Genomic DNA, 18,554 nt, shown 5'->3' with positions numbered 1-18,554 from the left:
CGGATTGCACAGCCGCCCGCATGGCCCTAACGTCCCGGCGAATTCTGCATGCCGACGGAGACCTCCGCGATGAAAGACGCCGCGCCCCAGACGATCTATCTGTCCGACTATACGCCACCTGCCTTCCTGATAGACACGGTGCATCTGACCTTTCGACTGCACCCGGAAAAAACCCGTGTTATCAGCAGGATAGAGTTCCGGCCCAACCCGGCCACGCAATCGCGCGCGTTTTTTCTGCATGGCGAGGGCCTGACCCTGATCCGCGCCTCCATCGATGGGCAGCCGGTCACGCCCGACATGGTGCAGGGTGGGCTGCGCTGTGACGTGCCCGATGCCCCGTTTGTCTGGGAGGCCGAGGTCGAGATCGCCCCGGCGCAGAACACCGCGCTCGAGGGGCTTTACATGTCCAATGGCATGTATTGCACCCAATGCGAGGCCGAAGGGTTTCGCAAGATCACCTATTATCCCGACCGCCCCGACGTGATGGCCACCTTTACCGTGCGCATCGAAGGCGACATGCCGGTGATGCTGTCCAATGGCGATCCCCTGGAGCAAGGCGGCGGGGTGGCCGTATGGCACGACCCCTGGCCCAAACCGGCCTATCTGTTCGCACTGGTCGCGGGCGATCTGGTGAATCATCCGGGGGCGTTCACCACCCGCTCGGGACGCGAGGTGGAGTTGAATATCTGGGTGCGCCCCGGCGACGAAGGCAAATGCGCCTTCGCCATGGACGCGTTGAAAAAATCCATGACATGGGACGAGGAGGTTTACGGCCGCGAATACGATCTGGGCGTGTTCAACATCGTGGCCGTGGACGATTTCAACATGGGCGCGATGGAGAACAAGGGGCTGAACATCTTCAATTCGAGCTGCGTTCTGGCCAGCCCCGAGACCAGCACCGACGCCAATTTCGAGCGGATCGAGGCGATCATCGCGCATGAATATTTCCACAACTGGACGGGCAACCGCATCAGCTGCCGCGACTGGTTTCAGCTTTGCCTCAAGGAGGGGCTGACCGTTTATCGCGACAGCCAGTTCACCAGCGACATGCGCAGCGCGCCGGTCAAGCGGATCGGCGACGTGATCGCCCTGCGCGCCCGGCAGTTTCGCGAGGACAACGGCCCACTGGCGCATCCGGTGCGGCCCGAAAGTTTTGTCGAGATCAACAATTTCTACACCGCCACCGTCTATGAAAAAGGCGCCGAGGTGATCGGCATGCTCAAGCGGCTTGTCGGCGATGAGGCCTATGCCAGGGCACTGGATCTGTATTTCGGCCGTCACGACGGGCAGGCCTGCACCATCGAGGATTGGCTGGCCGTGTTCGAAGAGGTCACGGGCCGCGACCTTGGCCAGTTCAAACGCTGGTATTCGCAGGCTGGCACCCCACGCCTGCGGGTCACGGACGACTACAAGGACGGCACCTATACCCTTCATTTCGAACAGGAAACACCACCCACACCCGGCCAGCCCGACAAGGCGCCGCAGGTCTTGCCGATTGCCGTGGGCCTGCTTGGCCCCAATGGCGACGAGGTGCGTGAAACCACCGTTCTGGAGATGACCGAGGCGAAGCAGAGCTTTGCCTTTGACGGGCTGTCGGCGCGGCCCGTGCCCTCGATCCTGCGCGATTTCTCGGCCCCGGTGATCCTTGAACGTGAAACCGACAATGCCGAGCGCGCCTTTCTTCTGGCCCATGACACCGACCCCTTCAACAAGTGGGAGGCCGGGCGTGCCCTCGCCCGCGAGGGGCTGATCGCGATGATCCTTCAGGGCACGGCCCCCGACGCCGCCTATCTAGACGCTGTGCAATCCATGGCGCGCGACGACAGCCTTGATCCGGCGTTTCGGGCATTGGCGCTAGGCCTGCCCGGTCAGGACGATCTGGCGCAAACCCTGCATGACCGGGGCCACACCCCGGACCCGCAGGCAATCTGGGACGCGCTGGAAACCCTGCGGCAGGCGCGCGCGCAGCATTGTCAGGATCTGGCGGTGCGGCTTTATGCGCAATATCAGGTGGATGCGCCCTACAGCCCCGATGCCGGACAATCGGGCGCGCGCGCCCTGGCCAATGCCGCGCTGGCGCTCATCACCCGCACCGATGGCGGCGCGAAGGCGCAACGCCAGTATGACGACGCCACCAACATGACCCAACAACTGGCCGCGCTGTCCTGCCTGTTGCAGGCGGGCAAGGGCGAGGCCGCCGTGGCGCAGTTCTATGACCAGTGGCGCGACGACCGGCTGGTGATCGACAAGTGGTTCATGATGCAGATCGTCAACGCCGATCCCGAACAGGCCGCCACCGTCGCCAAGAAATTGACACAACACCCTGATTTCGAAATGAAAAACCCGAACCGTTTCCGCGCCACGCTTGGCGCGCTGGCGGCCAATCCGGCGGGATTTCATCATGCCGGAGGGGCCGGGTACCGCCTGCTGGCCGATTGGCTGATCCGGCTGGACCCGGTCAATCCGCAAACCACGGCGCGGATGTGTTCGGCCTTCGAGACATGGAAACGCTACGACAGCTCGCGGCAGGCCCTGATCGCCGAGCAACTGGACCGTATCCTTGCCACGCCGGACCTCAGCCGCGACACGACCGAAATGGTCAGCCGTATTCGCGGCGCCTGAGCGGGATTACTCGGCGGTGCTGATCTGCGTCGGCTGCACAGGGCGGGCCTGTGGCCGGACGGTGCGCAGCGGCTTGCAATAGGTCTGCTGGCGCAACCACGCCTTCATGTCGGATCGCTTGGCGCTGCTGTGAAACGGGCCCCAGTCGGCCGCCACGCCGCGCATGCCACGCGACACGACGCCGTCGCGCGGCACCGTATGCGCCATGATGCGGATCGCGCAACTGAGGTTGTCGGAGCCGTTTTTCAGTGCCGTACCGGTGCCCGCACGACATCCATAGCCGCGTGCCGTCGAGGGCAGAATCTGCATCAGACCATACCACTGCCCGCCCCCGCCCACGGCATTGGCGCGATAGGTGCTTTCATGCTTGGACAGCGCCGACAAAAGCCCGACCCAGAACGCGCGCCGCCCCCTGGCATCCGCATGGCTGTAGGCAGGGCACCAGTCTTCGATGTCGCCCGGCACCATGTCGGTCAGGGCGCGACCGTGCTGCTTGAGCGCGGACAGCGCCGCGCGGGTCCATAAATGACCTTGCGCGCCCTTGTGATCCCATCGGGTGCGCGGCAGGTTGCCATCGCGGGCCGCCGGGGGCGAAACCACGGCAATCGGCGCGTCGGCGGGCGGCTGTTCGGCCCGTGCGGGGGCACAGGCCACGAAGACCGCGACAATCAATAGGGCAGCAGATCGCAGCATCCGCGCAGTTTGTCCGCTTTTGCGGTCCAAGGCAATCCCGCGAGACCGCATCGGCATTTCCCCGCTATCTTCGCATGAGCGCCCTTTTTTGGCCGGAAATGACTCGCAGAATATCCGCGTGTTCCAAGTCCGGCGGAGAGTCCATGCCCATCACATCCCGCTTCAACCTGCTCCGCAGAACATCGCCCGACCAGACCGAAGCGCCCCGGCCGCGGTTTCGTCTGGGTGGGCCGCTTGCACGTCTGCGGCGCAAGCCGGATCACGATCTGGACGCGATGATGAAACGGATCATCCTGCCCTCGCTGCCCGTCAGCGACGAGGAAATGGCCCGCGCGACACATCAGGATCTGGGGCAAAAGCTCGTCCGGCAGGAAAACTGGGGCGATCTGGCCGCGCGCATCGAATATGCCGACGATTGCCGCCTGGCCACACCGGGCGGCGAGGCCGCCTCGATGCTTCTGGCCTTCGGGGCGCGCAGCGACGTGGTCGCCGCCGCCGAGGACGCGATTCACGACGGAACGTTCCCGGACCCGATAGGGATCGAGGCCCTCGAGGAGATGCTGCGCGATCAGTCCGGCAACCATGCCTGTGCCCTCGTCGTGGCCCTGGCGCATTTCGATATCGGCTGGGCCTGGCAAACGGCCATAGAGGCGGGGCAGGTTCCGGATACGCAGGAAAGCAAATTGCGCATCGCCTCGCATTTCCGCCGCGCCGACGATATCCTGGCCCCGTTCGATCCGGTCGATCTGGATGCGCCTTCGGTCGCGGCGGCACAATGCCTGCTGCTTGCCGCTCTTCCGCAGGCACGTCACAAGGTGGCCGACGCCTATGAACGGCTGATCGACCTCGACCCGGACAGCCCCCGCTACATGCGCGCCCTCGGGCAGCACCTTTTGCCGGCGCAGTTCGGCGACTACCAGCAACTGGAGCTCGAGGCCCGCCGTACCGCCGCCCGCACCGGCGATTTGTGGGGGGCGGGGGCCTATACCTGGGTGTATCTCGATGCGCTTGCACAGGATGACGGTGCGCTGTCTTCGGTCGATCCCGGCTATTTCATCGAAGGACTGAAAGACATCCTTGGCCGCAAACGCGAACAGCATATCGTCAACGTCATGACAGCCTTTTGCGCCATCGCCATGGGCCCGGATCGTGCATCGCAGCTGACCGGAACCGCGGAACAGACACGTCGGAAGCTACATGACTGCACCGGCTGGCTATTGTCGGACCACCTGCAGGAATTGCACCCCCTGATCTGGTCACAGGCCTTGCTTCCGCCCCGGCTGACTCCCGCCCTGCCCTCGCGCCGCGCGCTGATCACCAAGGGGCGGCAGGCCGCGCTGCACGCCATTGCGTTGCAGTTTGCCGACGACATCGCCGATGGCAGTTCGATCGCGTTTTCGCCCTCGGGCATGTACCGTCTGCCCGCATTGTGACAACCAACGCCACTTGATGCCCCGGCCCCGATCCGGCCTTGCCCACGCCCCGCGACTGGCCTAGAACGCCTGCGTCACGACCGATGGAGGCATCAGACATGCTGGACCTGACTTTCGAGCCGCCCAAACCCAAGGTGATCGCCGGGGCGAAACATGACTGGGAACTGGTCATCGGCATGGAGGTGCACGCTCAGGTATCCTCGAACGCCAAGCTGTTCTCCGGCGCCTCGACCCAATTCGGGGCCGAGCCCAACTCGAACGTGTCCTTCGTGGATGCCGCCATGCCCGGCATGCTGCCGGTCATCAACGAATACTGCATCGAACAGGCCGTGCGCACCGGGCTGGGCCTGAAGGCCGAGATCAACCTGGTGTCAGCGTTCGACCGCAAGAACTATTTCTATCCCGACCTGCCGCAGGGCTACCAGATTTCGCAGCTCTATCATCCGCTGGTCGGCGAGGGCGAAATCCTTGTCGATATGGAACCCGGCATCGCCCGCAAGGTGCGGATCGAGCGAATCCATGTCGAGCAGGACGCGGGCAAGTCGATCCACGACATGGACCCGGCCATGTCCTTCGTGGACCTGAACCGCACCGGCGTGGCGCTGATGGAAATCGTCAGCCGCCCCGATATCCGCGGCCCCGAAGAGGCCGCCGCCTATGTCACCAAGCTGCGCCAGATCCTGCGCTATCTGGGAACCTGCGACGGCAACATGCAAAACGGCAACCTGCGCGCCGATGTGAACGTGTCGATCTGCCGCCCCGGCGCCTATGAAAAATACATGGAAACGCAGGATTTCAGCCATCTGGGCACCCGCTGCGAGATCAAGAACATGAACTCGATGCGCTTCATCCAGGCCGCCATCGAATACGAGGCGCGCCGCCAGATCCAGATTGTCGAAGGCGGCGGCGAAGTGGTTCAGGAAACCCGCCTCTATGACCCCGACAAGGGCGAAACCCGTTCCATGCGCTCCAAGGAAGAGGCGCATGATTACCGCTATTTCCCCGATCCCGACCTGCTGCCGCTGGAGATCGAGCAGGAATGGGTGGACGGCATCGCCGCCACCCTGCCGGAACTGCCCGACGAAAAGAAGGCACGTTTCGTGACCGAATACGGCGTCACCGAATATGATGCCAGCGTCCTGACCGCGGATGTCGAACTGGCGCATTATTTCGAGGAATCCGCCGCCGGCGGCGATGGCAAGCGCACCGCGAACTGGATCATCAACGAGGTTCTGGGCCGGGCCAACAAGGCCGAGGTCAGCCCCCGTCAGATCGCCTCGCCCGAGGCCAACGCCGCGATTCTGGCGATGGTCGGCAAGGACGAGATTTCGACCAAGATCGCCAAGGACGTGCTGGAAATTCACATCGAAACCGGCGAGGCCCCGGACAAGATCGTGGAAGAGCGCGGCATGAAGCAGGTCACCGATACCGGCGCGATCGAGGCGGCGGTGGATCAGATCATCGCCGACAATCCCGCGCAGGTGGAAAAGGCCAAGGTGAACCCGAAACTCGCGGGCTGGTTCGTCGGTCAGGTGATGAAGGCCACCGGCGGCAAGGCCAACCCGAAGGCCGTGAACGAAATCATCGCGCAAAAGCTGGGGCTGTAAGGCCCCGGTATTCCCTTACCGTTTGCGGCGCAGGCCAATCTGCGCCCCCACGCCCTCGGGGCGGGGCAATTTGGCGTGCTCCGCCGCCATGACCGCGACGCGCGCATGAATATCCTCGGGCATGGGCACCACCCTGGGGCCGGACAGGTCCACATGCAGGGTCATCCCCTCCCCCGTTGCGGCCAGCCAGCCGTCTTCGTGATAGAGTTCCTGAAAGCCGTGGAATTTCTTGTCGTCATGCTCGATCAGCCAGAAGGACGCGCGCACTCGGTCGCCCAGCTTGAGCTCGCGCAGGTAGCGAATGTGGAATTCCGCCGCAAAAGTCGTGTGGTTGCGGCTGGCCACGTAGTCGGGCCCGAAACCCAGGCTCTCGAACGCCTGATCGGCGGCCCGGTCGAACAGCACCGTGTAATAGCCCATGTTCAGGTGATTGTTGAAATCGATCCACCCCTCCTCGATCTCCAGAAGGGATGACATGAACGGCGCGGGCTGCGACATGGGCGATACTCTGCTTGGTTTAAACGGGCGTCCTTATGGCCGGAGACGGGCAGGAAGTAAACTGCCGCGCCTGCGGCGTGCCGCCGTTTTCAGCCCGCGCTGATCGCGGTGCCCATCCGCGCACTGCGCCGCCCCGTGCCGGCATCACGGCCAAGCGTCCGGCAGAGCAGCGCCACCGGGACCAGCCCGAACGCCACCAGCACCAGCGATGGCACCGCCGCCTCGGTCAGGCGCTCGTCCGAGGCCAGCCGATGCGCCTGCACCGCCAGCGTCTGGAAATTGAACGGGTGCAGGATCAGCGTGGCGGGCAATTCCTTCATCACGTCGACAAAGACGATCAGCAGCGCGGTCAGAACGCTGGTGCGCGCCACCGGCAGGTGCACCCGCCACAGCAGACGCGGCCCCGGCTGCCCCAGTGAGCGGCCAATCGCGTCGTAATGCGCGGGCACCGTGGCCATGCCGCTGTCATAGGCATTCAATGCCGCCGCCATGAAACGCACGAAATACGCCACGATCATCAACCAGATCGACCCGGTGATCAAAAGCCCCGTGCCGTGGCCGAACCAGGCCTCTGTCAGGTCGTCGATCACATTGTCCAGCGCCGCCATTGGCACCATCAGCCCCACCGCGATCACGCCGCCGGGCACCGCATAGCCCAGCCCCGCCGCGATCACCATCAGGCGTGAGCGGCGCTCGGGGCGCGTGCGGGCGCGAAAACTGATCAGCACCGCGCCGATCACCGTCAGCACCGCTGCCACCCCGGCCAGCGTGACCGAGTTCTGCATAAGGGTCAGATAGCGGCTGTCGAACAGGTTCTGCCCCGAGCCCACGGCCATGACGCCCAGCATGATGACCGGAATGATAAAGCCCAACAGCACCGGCAGCAGGCAGACCAGCATCGCCAGCACACCCGCGCCGCCCTTCAGCACAGGCTTTTCCATGGTTTCAAAGCGCGCGCCCCGCCCTGCCGTGCGCGCCTTGCCGCGTTGCGCCCGCTCCAGCCCCGCCAGCAACAGCGCGAAACTCAGCAGGCACAGTGAAAGCTGCGCCGCCGCCGCCCTGTCGCCCAGGCTGAACCATGCCTGATAGATGCCGGTGGCGAAGGTCTGCACATTGAAAAACGCAACGGTGCCATAGTCGGCAATGGTTTCCATCACCGCCAGCAACGCGCCCCCGGCAATGGCGGGCCGCGCCATCGGCAGGGCCACCCGCATGAAAGCCCGCATCGGCGAGCGCCCCAATGTGCGCGCCACCAGAAACGCGTTCGACGATTGCTGCCGGAACGAGGCTCGCGCCAGAAGGTAGACATAAGGATACAGCACGATGGTCAGCATCAGCGCCGCGCCGCCAAGGCTGCGGATTTCGGGAAACCAGTAATCGCGCGGTCCCCAGCCCGTGACCTCACGCAGCAGGGTCTGCACCGGGCCGGGATGATCCAGCAGCGAGGTATAGGCATAGGCCAGCACATAAGCCGGAAAGGCCAGCGGCAAGGCCAGCGCAACCTCGAGCCAGCGCGCGCCGGGGAAGCGATAGACCGTGACCAGCCACGCGGTGATACTGCCCAGAACGGCCGTCGAAATACCGACGATGGCGACCAGCGCCAGCGTGGTCCGGGTATAGCGCGGCAGAACCGAGGCCAGAACCGTGCGCCATGTGTCCAGATCGCCCGTGAACGCCGCCAGCCCCGCCGCCAGAATGGGGGCGATGCAGGCGATCACGACGATCCAGGCAAGGCGATGTAGCAGGCGTTCCGACATTCGGGGGCTCTTGAATGAATATTCCGAGTGTTTTGATCAGTATTGACTGCACCAACAAAGGTCAATCTCTGACACTTTTCGAACGCCTCTCATCCCTGCAACACCACACACCTGCTATGACAGGACCGCGACCATTTGCCCCGGCGTCCGGTGCTATTCAGGATGGAAAACCCCACAAAAGCCCATGCTTAGAGGTTGTGTTCAGACCAAGCCCGGTTTTAAACCCGCAGCACTGCGCCCGGACAGTCCGGCCCAGGCTGAGTACAATACCAAGTGGACCTTAAAATGAAAAAATTGCTTTCGCCGCCTGTCTTACAGGCCCTCTTGCAGGGTGCATGCAAATGGCGCCAATTGAGACACCCCCGGCCAAGGCCGCGATTGTCTCGACCGTTGACAGCGAATGGCTGGCTGCCGGAACAACAACCATCGCGATCCGCAGCGTTATTCAGGACGCAAAAGGCAAAACGAAAAAAGAACTGACAGGCGTGCCCTGCACCATCGAATCCGATGAAGTGCGCGCCAATGTCGTCACCCCGCAAGAGGTGATCGTCCCGAAATACAAACAGCGTGGCCGGTTCGAGAACCGCGGTCTGCCGAGTGCCTTGATCGTCACCTGTGAAACAGATGAAATGCGTGGAGCCACATCGGTGGGCCCAGTAGAAAAACAAATGACCACCGCCGTCGGCGGGGGGCTGGCTGTGGCTCTGGTGGCCGCCGCGACATCCGCCGCGATTGCCGGTTCGACACCATGGGGTTATCCGGAAAACATCTTGGTGCCGATGGGGCATAAATGATGGCACAGCCAAGGCTGTTTGTTTTGGCCGCCGCTGCCGCGACGGTTCTGGGCGGTTGTTCCACACAGCCGCCCAAGGTTGCCATTACCCAGCCTATTCTGACCGTTCAGGCCACATCTTCCGCCAAAGACAGGGTTGTCGGCAGCGCCTATATGGACCTGCGGACTTATATCAAAGACGAAGACGACCAACTGAATGAGGTCACCGGAGCCGACTGCACCCTGTCTTCGCGGGATTTGCGCACCAGCCTCGAAACTCCGCGTCTGCTGCGCCTTCCGGCATACGCCCAAGGTGCGCGATATGAAGACCGCGGCATGCCCGCACCCATTGAGGTAACCTGCAAGGCCCCCGGTCTTCGGGGTGCGACGACGATCACAGCAGCCCCCGGTAGCGGGCATCGGAATTCGGGGACGACAACCTATTATAACGGCGTCAGCGTCACCACCATGCCCCTGACGGGGAACAGGAGTTCGATCTCGCCCTGGACCTACGGCAGTTCGACCATGGTGATCCTGTCGCCCTAGACCTGTCTTACGGAAGGACAGGCAGGCAAGTTCCACTTGCCTGCCGCCGTCCTGACCCTGAAATCACCTGTCCAGAACCTCGGCCTGTTCCAGATACACCTCGGCCACGCCCCGCAGGCGCGCCGGGTTGTCGCTTTCCGAGGCCAGGTGAACCTCTTCCAGAACCACGGGCAGGGCGCCGAGCTCCTCGTTGATTTTGGCCAGCGCGATTTCCAGCGTATAGGTGAACTGGTGGATTTCCTCCATGTCCGCCACGCTCAGCGTCTCACGGGCCAGAACCTCCTGCACCTTGTCATTGTAGGTCACGAAATTCTCGACCGCTTCGGCCAGAGTTTCCGAGGGCAGCGCTTCGTAATGCGACACGCCTTCTTCGGCCTTGGCCTGTGTCAGACCGCCCAGCACGATGGCCATTGCGGTGGTCAGAATCTTGACGGAGTGTTTCATCGTTCGTCCTTGTCTATCCGTGTTGCTGGCTGCCGTTCACGTCATCCGGGCCGGATCAGTCGTCCGCCCACATGCGTGTCAGGTTGCTTTTTGCCTTGAAAACCCGGTCGAACGCCGGGGTTTTTCCCTGATCTTTAAAGATCGCGCGCGCCGCGACATCCAGATCGTGCAGCACCTCGCGCCGGGCCGCATCGCGCACCCAGCTCGTGACCCAGCCCACCACGGCCATGCGTTCGCCGCGCGTCACGGGTTCGACCCGGTGCAGCGCCGAGGTGGGGTAAACCACCACATCGCCCGCATTCAGCCGGATCACCCGTTCCTCGATGGGATCGTCAATGACCAGCCCGCCGCCGTCATACTCATCCGCATCGCTCAGCGGCAGGGTAAAAGACAGGTCCGTGCGCTGCCCTTTCATGATCGGGTCATCCACATGCAGCCCGTATTCCATGCCGGGGCCATAGCGCGACAGCAACAGCCGGGCAAAGTTGCGCGGACGCGCGACCGAGGTGAACAGCTCGTTCGCCATCAGCTTGCCGCGCACCGTATCCAGCACGGCCTCCAGCTCGTCCGTCGGGCGGGCCTGCAGGTTCGACTTCACATCGCGCGCATAGCGCCCGGCGGTGGCCTTTCCGTCCTCGAACGGCAGGTCATTCGCGGCCTCGCGCAGCGCGGCCAGCTCGTGCCGGTCCAGGACGTTCCCGATCACCATGATCATCGGTGTTATTTCAACCTCGCCGCAGCCAGTTCCATACGTGCCGCCGCACCGTAAAGCACACCGGAATCAAGGGTGAAATCGCCCTGCCCCTGCAAGTCTCCGAACACCGCGTCCGTGGCGGCGACATAGCCCTCGAGCTTGTCCGCAACGCCCGCCACTGCCGCATCGCCCGATGCGGTCAGCGCATCCACCTCGTCGGCAACGACCTGCATGAAACCCCAGCTGTCCTGATATTCGTGCAGGTTGCTGATCGAACCGCCTTCGGTCGCGACGGTGTATTCGTCCCCGGCAATCCGGGTCAGCGCGATCAGCCCCATGATCTGCTTTTTCGGAGCCGATGCACCGCGCATCTCGCCGATCATCACCTTGACCAGATCGAACTGCGCCGCGACTTCGGCAGCGTCTTTCCCGGCCTCGGCGGCATCCGCCAGCGCGATGATCTGCGTCTTCAACTCGCCCCGCCCCTCGGCCTGAACGCGTTCGGCCACGGCATCGTATTTTTCCTTGATGGGGTGCCCCATATGCGTCTTGGCGGCTGTCAGATCGCCCGCACGATACAGCGCGAGGCCCGCGCGCAAATGGCCTTCGATGAACGACAGGTCGCGCAGAAAACGCACATCGGGGTCCAGCGCGGCGCCGCCGCCTTCGCCTTCACCCTCGCCTTCTCCTTCGCCCTCACCTGCGGCCTTCTGGTGCCAGCCCGGTGTATCGGCCGTCATTGGCGTCACTGCGGCGGCATGCACCGCCGACCCGGCCATGGCCGCAGCCATCGCCCCAAGCGTCAGGTTGCGCCGAACGGTCACGACCCGGCGTGGTTTGTCAGTGTCTTCTGCCATGATGATCCCTTTGTCAAAATGCCTCATGACGGTTCGGTACTTCAGTTTCGGTGAGTCTGTCAATAATACCTGATATATTTAATCAGTTATTTTTAAGGCCGTCAGAGCGTGCGCCATCAAAAGCCGCACAAACCATTGACCTTTCGATCAAATTTCAACCAACCATCTGGAAAAAAACGATTTTGGAAATACCGCCCAAGGTGACGCAACGGCATAGCACCTTTACTTGCACCCAGAATCGCGACAGTTTCGCGACATGCTCAGGGTCTGACAGTCGACTATTGCCATCAGGCCCTTACCTAACAGGGAGTGATCCAATGAAAACACTACGCAATCTCGCAACCGCCGCCGCAATCGTGCTGGGCACGGCTGCCATGGCCCCGGCGCAGACGCTGAATTTCGCGTATGACGCCGACCCGGTCTCGCTCGACCCGCATGAACAGCTGTCGGGCGGTACGCTGCAACTGTCGCACATGGTCTTTGACCCGCTGATCCGCTGGAACAAGGAACTGGGCTTTGATCCCCGCCTCGCCGCCAGTTGGGAACGGGTGGACGACACCACCATGCGCTTCAAGCTGCGCGAAGGTGTCACGTTCCACTCGGGTAATCCGATGACCGCCGAAGACGTGGTCTGGACCATCGAACGCCTGAAAACCTCGCCCGACTTCAAGGGCATCTTCGCAAGCTGGGTGTCGGCGACCGCCGTCGATGACACCACCGTCGAAATCAAGACGGACGGCCCCAGCCCGCTGGTTCTGCACACCGCCACCTATGTCTTCCCGATGGACAAGGATTTCTACGAGGACGGCGGCGCCGAGATCACCAAGCACGGCGACAGCTTTGCCAGCCAGAACGTGTCGGGCACCGGCCCCTTCACCGTGGCCGAGCGCGAACAGGGCGTGAAAGTCGTGTTCGAGCGGAACGCCGATTACTGGGATGCCGACAGCCCCGGCAACGTGCAAACCGCCGTCCTGACCCCGATCAAGGAAGCGCCGACACGTGTCGCCGCCCTTCTGTCGGGCGATGTGGACTTCATCGCGCCGGTTCCGCCCACCGATCTGGAGCGGATCGAAAACGATGACAACACCAAGCTGGTGACCATGACCGGCACGCGTATCATCACGCTTCAGCTGAACCAGAAGCGCAACGAAGCGCTGGCCAATCCCAAGGTGCGCCAGGCGATGGCCTATGCCATCAACAACGAAGGCATCGTGCAGAAGATCATGAAGGGCTTCGGCACCGTCGCGGCACAGCAATCGCCCGAAGGCTATGTCGGCCATAACCCGAACCTCACCCCGCGCTTCGATGTCGCCAAGGCTCAGGCCCTGATGGAAGAGGCCGGGTATGCCGATGGGTTCTCAGCCACGATGATGTGCCCCAACAACCGCTACGTGAACGATTTCAAGATCTGCGAAGCGGCTGCGGCGATGCTGGCCAAGATCAACGTCAAGATCGACCTGACCACCATGCCCAAGGCGCAATACTGGCCCAAGTTCGACGAGCGCGCCGCCGACATCATGATGATCGGCTGGCATGCGGATACCGAGGATTCGGCCAACTTCAACGAGTTCCTGACCATGACCCCGAACACCGACACCGGCCGCGGTCAGTACAACTCGGGCAACTACTCGAACGCCGAAGTGGACGAACTGACCGTCGCCTCGCTGACGGAAACCGACGCGGCAAAGCGCGCCGAGCAACTCCAGCGGGTCGAGGAAATCCTCTATAACGAGGCCGCGTTCATCCCCCTCCACTGGCAGGACCTGGCCTGGGGCGCGCGCAAGGGCGTGAAGATCGAAGACGTCGTGAACGTCATGAACTTCCCCTATCTGGGCGATCTGGTGATCGAGGAATAATCAGCCAAAAGCACGGGCCGGCAGATTGTCGGCCCGTCTCTAAAATACGCACCGTGTCCCGGCCTCCGACCGGGGCGCGGGCCACGGAGACCTTCCGAAGCTAATGCATATCATCGCCTTTCTCATTCGCCGCGCCATTCAGGCCGTGATCGTGATGTTCGTCATCTCGATCATCGGGTTTTCCATTCAGGACAACCTTGGCGATCCGCTGCGCGAACTGGTCGGCCAGTCCGTCAGCGAACAGGAACGCGAGGCCCTGCGCGACGAACTGGGGCTCAACGATCCGTTTTTCGTGCAATACACCCGCTTTCTGGGCAACGCCCTGCAAGGCGATCTCGGCACGTCCTATTTCTTCAAGCGCCCGGCGCTTTCGGTGATCCTCGACAAGTTCCCCGCCACGTTCGAGCTGGTCCTCGGCGCGGTGTTCATCTTCGTGTCGTTGTCGATCCCCGCCGGCATATACTGTGCGATCAACCGCGAATCCTGGCTCGCACGTATCATCATGACCGGCTCGATCGTCGGCATTTCGGTGCCCGTCTTCCTGACCGCCATCGCGATGGTGTGGCTCTTCGGCGTCGAACTGGGCTGGCTGCCCGCCTTCGGGCGTGGCGATACCTACGAACTGCCCTGGGGCTGGGATACCGGCTTCCTCACATGGGACGGAATCACCCACCTGATCCTGCCGTCGATCACCCTCAGCTCGATCATGCTGCCGCTGTTCATCCGCCTGATCCGCGCCGAGATGATGGAGGCCATGGGCACCGATTACGTCCGTTTCGCCCGCGCCAAGGGCCTGCCCACGCGCCGCGTGCGCTATGTCCATGCCTTCCGCAACACGCTCTTGCCGGTGGTCACCGTGGGCGGGCTGATGATCGGCACACTGATCGCCTACACCATCCTGACCGAAACCGTGTTCCAGTGGCCCGGCATGGGCTTTCTGTTTCTCGAGGCGGTCAACCGCGTCGATACACCTCTGATCATCGCCTACATCATCATCGTCGGGCTGATCTTCGTGGTGGTGAACACGATCGTCGATTTTGTCTACACACTCATCAATCCGATGGTGAAACTGCCGGGGGCGAAAGGCTGACATGATATCGCTCAAGGGATTCATCAAACGCTTCCTGTCCGATCCGGTCGCCATCGGGGCGGGGATCGTTCTTCTGGTTCTGGTGCTGATGGCGCTGTTCGCGCCGCTGATCGCGCCGCAAAACCCCTATGACCTGATACAGCTCGACATCATGGACAGCGAACTGCCCCCGTCATGGCAACCGGGCGGCGACGAACGGTTCTGGCTGGGCACTGACGCGCAGGGGCGCGGCGTTCTGTCCACCATCATGTATGGCACCGGCATTTCGCTGCTGATCGGAATCGGCGCGGTTGTGGTGCAAGGCGTGCTCGGCGTCTCTCTGGGCCTGATCGCCGGATACAAGGGCGGTTGGGTCGACAGTTTCCTGATGCGGCTGGCCGATATCCAGTTGTCGCTGTCCACCCTGATGATGGCCATTATCGCGCTGGCGCTGTTCCAGGCGGCATTTGACGCCAATGTCTATGCAGATTACGCGATCATCATGCTGATCCTCGTGATCGGCATTGCCGAATGGCCGAAATTCGCGCGCACCGTGCGCTCTTCGGTTCTGGGCGAGAAGAAAAAGGAATATGTCGATGCCGCCCGCGTCATCGGCCTGCCCGCGCGCAAGATCATGTGGGGCCATATCCTGCCCAACACGCTGACGCCGGTGCTGGTGATCTCGACCATCCAGGTGGCCGAGGCGATCATGATCGAAGCCTCGCTGTCCTTTCTCGGCCTCGGCATGCCGGTCGACCGCCCCTCGCTCGGGTCGCTGATCCGCTCGGGGTTCGAGTTCATCTTTTCCGGCTCGTGGTGGATCACCTTCTACCCGGCCATCGTGCTGGTGGCGCTGATCCTCGCGCTGAACCTGCTGGGCGACTGGCTGCGCGATGTGCTCAATCCGAAACTGCGACGGGGGGACGACTGATGGCCATGCTCGAAGTACGCGACCTGCATGTCGCCTTTCCCAAAGGCAAACGCGACGAGGTCGAGGCCCTGCGCGGTGTCGGCCTGACGCTGGAAAAAGGCGAACGCCTCGGCGTCGTGGGTGAATCCGGCGCCGGGAAATCCATGCTGGCCTTCGCCATCCTCAACCTGATCGCCGAACCCGGCCGCGTCTGCCAGGGCTCGGTCACGTTCCACGGCGAAAACCTGCTGAACCTCAGCGAGCGCGACATTCGCGGCATTCGGGGCAACCGGATTTCGATGATCTTTCAGGACCCGATGGTTACGCTGAACCCGGTGCTGACCATCGGCACGCAGATGATAGAAACCCTGCGCGCCCATCGCAGGATTTCCGACGCCGAGGCTCGCGAACTATGCATTGAAGGGCTGAAACAGGTCGCCATCCCGTCGGCTGAATCGCGCATGGATGCCTATCCCCATGAACTCTCGGGCGGTTTGCGTCAGCGCGTGGTCATCGCCATCGCGCTGCTGACCGATCCCGAACTGATCATCGCGGACGAACCGACCACCGCGCTTGACGTGACCATCCAGGCCGAAATCATGGCCCTGATCCTGAAACTCTGCCGCGACAACGACGTGGCTCTGATCCTGATCACCCACGATCTGGGTGTCGTTGCCGAAGTGACAGAGAACCTGATGATCATGTATGCCGGAAAATGTGTCGAAACCGGCCCCACACGGCAGATCATCGACGCCCCCTCGCATCCCTACACCGCAGGCCTGCTCAAGGCGCTGCCTCAGAATGCCGGGCGGGGAACGCGGCTTTATCAGATTCCCGGCTCCATGCCGCCGATCACCGCGCTGCCCACGGGCTGCGCCTATCACCCGCGCTGCGAACGCGCGACCGAACGCTGCAAGGCCGAAACCCCGCATCTTGACGGCAGAACCTCCTGCTTCCACCCCCTCAACACAGCCGAGGAGGTCCAATGACCGGCCCGATCGTCGAAACCAAGGGGCTCGAAGTCCGCTTTCCGTTGCCGACCCATTTCCTGAGCCGCGAAAAGCCGGTGCTGCACGCGCTCAACGGCGTGGACGTGGCCATAGAGCCGGGTGAAAGCTTCTGCGTGGTGGGCGAATCGGGCTGTGGCAAGACTACCCTCGGGCGCGCCATCATGGGCCTGCTCGAGCCATCGGCAGGCGAGATATATTTCAAGGGCCAGCGCATCGACGGCATGGACGAGACCACCCGCAAACCCATCCGCCGCGACATGCAGATGGTGTTCCAGAACCCTTACGCCTCGCTCAACCCGCGCCGCAACGTGTTCGACACACTGGCCGAACCGATCCGCCACCTGATGCCCGAGAAATCGGCCTCCGACGTCCGCCAGCAGGTCGAAAACGTGCTGGCCGCCACAGGCTGCGATCCGTCCTGGCAGCGCCGCCTTCCGCACGAATTTTCCGGCGGCCAGCGTCAGCGCATCGCCATCGCCCGCGCACTGGTGACCAACCCGGCCTTCATCGTCGCGGATGAACCGATCTCGGCGCTCGATGTCTCGATCCAGGCGCAGATCCTGAACCTGCTAAGCGACCTTCAGGCCGAGCGCGGGCTGACATACCTGTTCATCACCCACGACCTGAGCGTCGTGGAACATTTCGGCAGCCGTGTCGCGGTGATGTATCTGGGCGCGGTCATGGAACTGGCCAGGGCCGACACCATATTCGACGACCCCAAACACCCCTATACACGCCTCCTGCTCGATGCGATCCCCAAGCTCGAAGGCGGCTCCTTCGACAAACCGCGCACGCCGGGCGAACTGCCCGATCCGGTCAATCCGCCGCCCGGCTGCCCCTTCGCGCCACGCTGCCCCATGGCCGAGGCGCGCTGCCGCTCCGAACGCCCGAAACTGCGCACACTGGACAACGGTACACAGGCCGCCTGCCACTTCGCCGAGTAAGGCGGACCACCCGGCCCGCCTGCTTCATCTTTCGAAAAAATACTCCGGGGGAGTCGCCGCGTGCGGCGACGGGGGCAGCGCCCCCGCCTCCTCTCCGGTTCAGTCCTCGGCCTCGTCCGCCGATGACGCATTCAACAGGCCATACCGCTCCGCGCCAAGCGTCTCGTGCAGCTCGATCTGCGTCTCGAGGAAGTCGATATGCCCTTCCTCGTCCGCGATCAGCTCTTCGAACAGGTTTTTCGACACGTAATCGTTCACGCTGTCACAATGCTGACGCGCCTCGATATACAGATTGCGCGCCTCGTGCTCGGCGGCCAGGTCGGCCTCCAGCGTTTCGCGCAGGGTTTCCCCGATGCGCAGCGGGTCCAGCTTTTGCAGGTTGGGATGCCCGCCCAGAAAGATGATCCGCTCGATCAGTTTGTCGGCATGGTGCATCTCCTCGATGCTCTCCTCGCGGCTCTTGCTGGCAATCTTGCCATAGCCCCAATCCTCCTGCAGGCGGTAATGCAGCCAATACTGGCTGACCGCCGTCAATTCACTTCGCAGCGCCTTGTTGAGATACTCGATAACCTTCTCGTCGCCCTTCATGGTCGTCTCCCTGTGTCACGGCACGGCGCAGGCCGCGCAATTGCATCGGTACTTCAAAGCTGTCACATCCACGCAGCGTGTCAATGAAATGCGGCAGACATCCGCCGCAATCCGCCTTTTTGCCGAGTGCGCGATACACTTTTCCCGGTGTGATCAGAACCTGCGGGTCCGCCGCGCGCATCCAGTCCACCGCGCGGCGAATGTCGCTGTCCCGGATCGACATGCAGTGACAAACGATCATGCCTTTTCCTTGC

18 protein-coding genes are annotated in these 18,554 nt (G+C 62.8%); 10 read left to right on the top strand and 8 right to left on the bottom strand.

The window, feature by feature from the left end; all coding sequences use genetic code 11:
* Positions 1–69: 69 nt before the first annotated feature.
* Positions 70–2,622, top strand: a complete 2,553-nt coding sequence (gene pepN / locus KPG71_RS04490; RefSeq protein ID WP_216337202.1) for an aminopeptidase N — start codon at positions 70–72, stop codon at positions 2,620–2,622.
* 6 nt (positions 2,623–2,628) lie between these two features.
* Here pepN and KPG71_RS04485 read toward each other — a convergent pair whose 3' ends face one another.
* Entirely contained in the window at positions 2,629–3,315 is a 687-nt protein-coding gene (locus KPG71_RS04485; RefSeq protein WP_216336938.1) for a transglycosylase SLT domain-containing protein, read from the bottom strand.
* 143 nt (positions 3,316–3,458) lie between these two features.
* Here KPG71_RS04485 and KPG71_RS04480 point away from each other — a divergent pair, with 143 nt between their 5' ends.
* Positions 3,459–4,748, top strand: a complete 1,290-nt coding sequence (locus KPG71_RS04480) for a hypothetical protein (RefSeq protein WP_216336937.1) — start codon at positions 3,459–3,461, stop codon at positions 4,746–4,748.
* Between the two features lie 98 nt (positions 4,749–4,846).
* Positions 4,847–6,355, top strand: a complete 1,509-nt coding sequence (gene gatB / locus KPG71_RS04475; RefSeq protein ID WP_216336936.1) for an Asp-tRNA(Asn)/Glu-tRNA(Gln) amidotransferase subunit GatB — start codon at positions 4,847–4,849, stop codon at positions 6,353–6,355.
* A gap of 15 nt (positions 6,356–6,370) precedes the next feature.
* Here the strand turns inward: gatB and KPG71_RS04470 are convergent, their stop codons facing one another.
* Positions 6,371–6,853 (bottom strand): thioesterase family protein, encoded by a 483-nt coding sequence (locus tag KPG71_RS04470; protein WP_216336935.1) that lies wholly within the window; start codon positions 6,851–6,853, stop codon positions 6,371–6,373.
* An 89-nt stretch (positions 6,854–6,942) separates the two neighbouring features.
* Positions 6,943–8,610, bottom strand: a complete 1,668-nt coding sequence (locus KPG71_RS04465) for an iron ABC transporter permease (RefSeq protein WP_216336934.1) — start codon at positions 8,608–8,610, stop codon at positions 6,943–6,945.
* A gap of 341 nt (positions 8,611–8,951) precedes the next feature.
* Between KPG71_RS04465 and KPG71_RS04460 the strand changes: the two genes are divergently transcribed.
* Together KPG71_RS04460 and KPG71_RS04455 are read left to right on the top strand one after the other, a co-directional pair.
* Positions 8,952–9,404: a hypothetical protein gene (locus KPG71_RS04460; RefSeq protein WP_216336933.1), complete on the top strand. Its 453-nt coding sequence runs from the start codon at positions 8,952–8,954 to the stop codon at positions 9,402–9,404.
* Positions 9,404–9,928 carry a hypothetical protein gene (locus KPG71_RS04455; protein WP_216336932.1) on the top strand — a complete coding sequence of 175 codons (525 nt, stop codon included), beginning with the start codon at positions 9,404–9,406 and terminating at the stop codon, positions 9,926–9,928. The genes KPG71_RS04460 and KPG71_RS04455 overlap by 1 nt, the downstream gene beginning before the upstream one ends.
* A gap of 63 nt (positions 9,929–9,991) precedes the next feature.
* On the opposite strand, the gene KPG71_RS04450 is transcribed toward KPG71_RS04455, so the two are convergent.
* From KPG71_RS04450 to KPG71_RS04440, 3 genes are read right to left on the bottom strand one after another with little or no spacing between them, the layout of a single operon-like run.
* Complete coding sequence (locus KPG71_RS04450; protein ID WP_216336931.1) at positions 9,992–10,372, bottom strand: DUF6746 family protein; 381 nt, start codon at positions 10,370–10,372, stop codon at positions 9,992–9,994.
* Positions 10,373–10,427: 55 nt separating this feature from the next.
* Positions 10,428–11,087 (bottom strand): Fe2+-dependent dioxygenase, encoded by a 660-nt coding sequence (locus KPG71_RS04445; protein WP_216336930.1) that lies wholly within the window; start codon positions 11,085–11,087, stop codon positions 10,428–10,430.
* 5 nt (positions 11,088–11,092) lie between these two features.
* Positions 11,093–11,950 carry a hypothetical protein gene (locus KPG71_RS04440; protein ID WP_216336929.1) on the bottom strand — a complete coding sequence of 286 codons (858 nt, stop codon included), beginning with the start codon at positions 11,948–11,950 and terminating at the stop codon, positions 11,093–11,095.
* A 290-nt stretch (positions 11,951–12,240) separates the two neighbouring features.
* Here KPG71_RS04440 and KPG71_RS04435 point away from each other — a divergent pair, with 290 nt between their 5' ends.
* The 5 genes from KPG71_RS04435 (at position 12,241) to KPG71_RS04415 (ending at position 17,712) form a co-directional block, all read left to right on the top strand.
* The gene (locus KPG71_RS04435) at positions 12,241–13,779 is read left to right on the top strand and encodes an ABC transporter substrate-binding protein (RefSeq protein WP_216336928.1); all 1,539 of its coding nucleotides are present in this window, start codon (positions 12,241–12,243) and stop codon (positions 13,777–13,779) included.
* Positions 13,780–13,882: 103 nt separating this feature from the next.
* The gene (locus tag KPG71_RS04430) at positions 13,883–14,869 is read left to right on the top strand and encodes an ABC transporter permease (RefSeq protein WP_253196091.1); all 987 of its coding nucleotides are present in this window, start codon (positions 13,883–13,885) and stop codon (positions 14,867–14,869) included.
* Position 14,870: 1 nt separating this feature from the next.
* The gene (locus tag KPG71_RS04425) at positions 14,871–15,779 is read left to right on the top strand and encodes an ABC transporter permease (RefSeq protein WP_216336927.1); all 909 of its coding nucleotides are present in this window, start codon (positions 14,871–14,873) and stop codon (positions 15,777–15,779) included.
* Positions 15,779–16,747, top strand: a complete 969-nt coding sequence (locus KPG71_RS04420; protein ID WP_216336926.1) for an ABC transporter ATP-binding protein — start codon at positions 15,779–15,781, stop codon at positions 16,745–16,747. The genes KPG71_RS04425 and KPG71_RS04420 overlap by 1 nt, the downstream gene beginning before the upstream one ends.
* Positions 16,744–17,712, top strand: coding sequence for an ABC transporter ATP-binding protein (locus KPG71_RS04415; RefSeq protein ID WP_216336925.1), 969 nt, complete (start codon positions 16,744–16,746; stop codon positions 17,710–17,712). Before KPG71_RS04420 ends, KPG71_RS04415 begins: the two co-directional genes overlap by 4 nt.
* A gap of 99 nt (positions 17,713–17,811) precedes the next feature.
* Here the strand turns inward: KPG71_RS04415 and bfr are convergent, their stop codons facing one another.
* Positions 17,812–18,300 (bottom strand): bacterioferritin, encoded by a 489-nt coding sequence (gene bfr / locus KPG71_RS04410; RefSeq protein WP_073034747.1) that lies wholly within the window; start codon positions 18,298–18,300, stop codon positions 17,812–17,814.
* Positions 18,248–18,541, bottom strand: a complete 294-nt coding sequence (locus KPG71_RS04405; protein ID WP_216336924.1) for a bacterioferritin-associated ferredoxin — start codon at positions 18,539–18,541, stop codon at positions 18,248–18,250. Before KPG71_RS04405 ends, bfr begins: the two co-directional genes overlap by 53 nt.
* Between the last annotated feature and the right edge of the window lie 13 nt (positions 18,542–18,554).

Origin of the sequence: Roseovarius sp. PS-C2, assembly GCF_018862045.1 — a bacterium.
In the GTDB taxonomy this organism is placed as follows: Bacteria; Pseudomonadota; Alphaproteobacteria; order Rhodobacterales; family Rhodobacteraceae; genus Roseovarius.
The sequence above is the reverse complement of the archived record's forward strand: the minus strand, read 5'-3'. Positions and strand labels throughout refer to the sequence as shown.

Excerpts from the sequence above, each read along its gene's own strand:
- pepN (WP_216337202.1), top strand. The coding sequence starts at position 70 with ATGAAAGACGCCGCGCCCCAGACGATCTATCTGTCCGACTATACGCCA.
- KPG71_RS04485 (WP_216336938.1), bottom strand. The coding sequence starts at position 3,315 with ATGCTGCGATCTGCTGCCCTATTGATTGTCGCGGTCTTCGTGGCCTGT.
- KPG71_RS04480 (WP_216336937.1), top strand. The coding sequence starts at position 3,459 with ATGCCCATCACATCCCGCTTCAACCTGCTCCGCAGAACATCGCCCGAC.
- gatB (WP_216336936.1), top strand. The coding sequence starts at position 4,847 with ATGCTGGACCTGACTTTCGAGCCGCCCAAACCCAAGGTGATCGCCGGG.
- KPG71_RS04470 (WP_216336935.1), bottom strand. The coding sequence starts at position 6,853 with ATGTCGCAGCCCGCGCCGTTCATGTCATCCCTTCTGGAGATCGAGGAG.
- KPG71_RS04465 (WP_216336934.1), bottom strand. The coding sequence starts at position 8,610 with ATGTCGGAACGCCTGCTACATCGCCTTGCCTGGATCGTCGTGATCGCC.
- KPG71_RS04460 (WP_216336933.1), top strand. The coding sequence starts at position 8,952 with ATGGCGCCAATTGAGACACCCCCGGCCAAGGCCGCGATTGTCTCGACC.
- KPG71_RS04455 (WP_216336932.1), top strand. The coding sequence starts at position 9,404 with ATGGCACAGCCAAGGCTGTTTGTTTTGGCCGCCGCTGCCGCGACGGTT.
- KPG71_RS04450 (WP_216336931.1), bottom strand. The coding sequence starts at position 10,372 with ATGAAACACTCCGTCAAGATTCTGACCACCGCAATGGCCATCGTGCTG.
- KPG71_RS04445 (WP_216336930.1), bottom strand. The coding sequence starts at position 11,087 with ATGATCATGGTGATCGGGAACGTCCTGGACCGGCACGAGCTGGCCGCG.
- KPG71_RS04440 (WP_216336929.1), bottom strand. The coding sequence starts at position 11,950 with ATGAGGCATTTTGACAAAGGGATCATCATGGCAGAAGACACTGACAAA.
- KPG71_RS04435 (WP_216336928.1), top strand. The coding sequence starts at position 12,241 with ATGAAAACACTACGCAATCTCGCAACCGCCGCCGCAATCGTGCTGGGC.
- KPG71_RS04430 (WP_253196091.1), top strand. The coding sequence starts at position 13,883 with ATGCATATCATCGCCTTTCTCATTCGCCGCGCCATTCAGGCCGTGATC.
- KPG71_RS04425 (WP_216336927.1), top strand. The coding sequence starts at position 14,871 with ATGATATCGCTCAAGGGATTCATCAAACGCTTCCTGTCCGATCCGGTC.
- KPG71_RS04420 (WP_216336926.1), top strand. The coding sequence starts at position 15,779 with ATGGCCATGCTCGAAGTACGCGACCTGCATGTCGCCTTTCCCAAAGGC.
- KPG71_RS04415 (WP_216336925.1), top strand. The coding sequence starts at position 16,744 with ATGACCGGCCCGATCGTCGAAACCAAGGGGCTCGAAGTCCGCTTTCCG.
- bfr (WP_073034747.1), bottom strand. The coding sequence starts at position 18,300 with ATGAAGGGCGACGAGAAGGTTATCGAGTATCTCAACAAGGCGCTGCGA.
- KPG71_RS04405 (WP_216336924.1), bottom strand. The coding sequence starts at position 18,541 with ATGATCGTTTGTCACTGCATGTCGATCCGGGACAGCGACATTCGCCGC.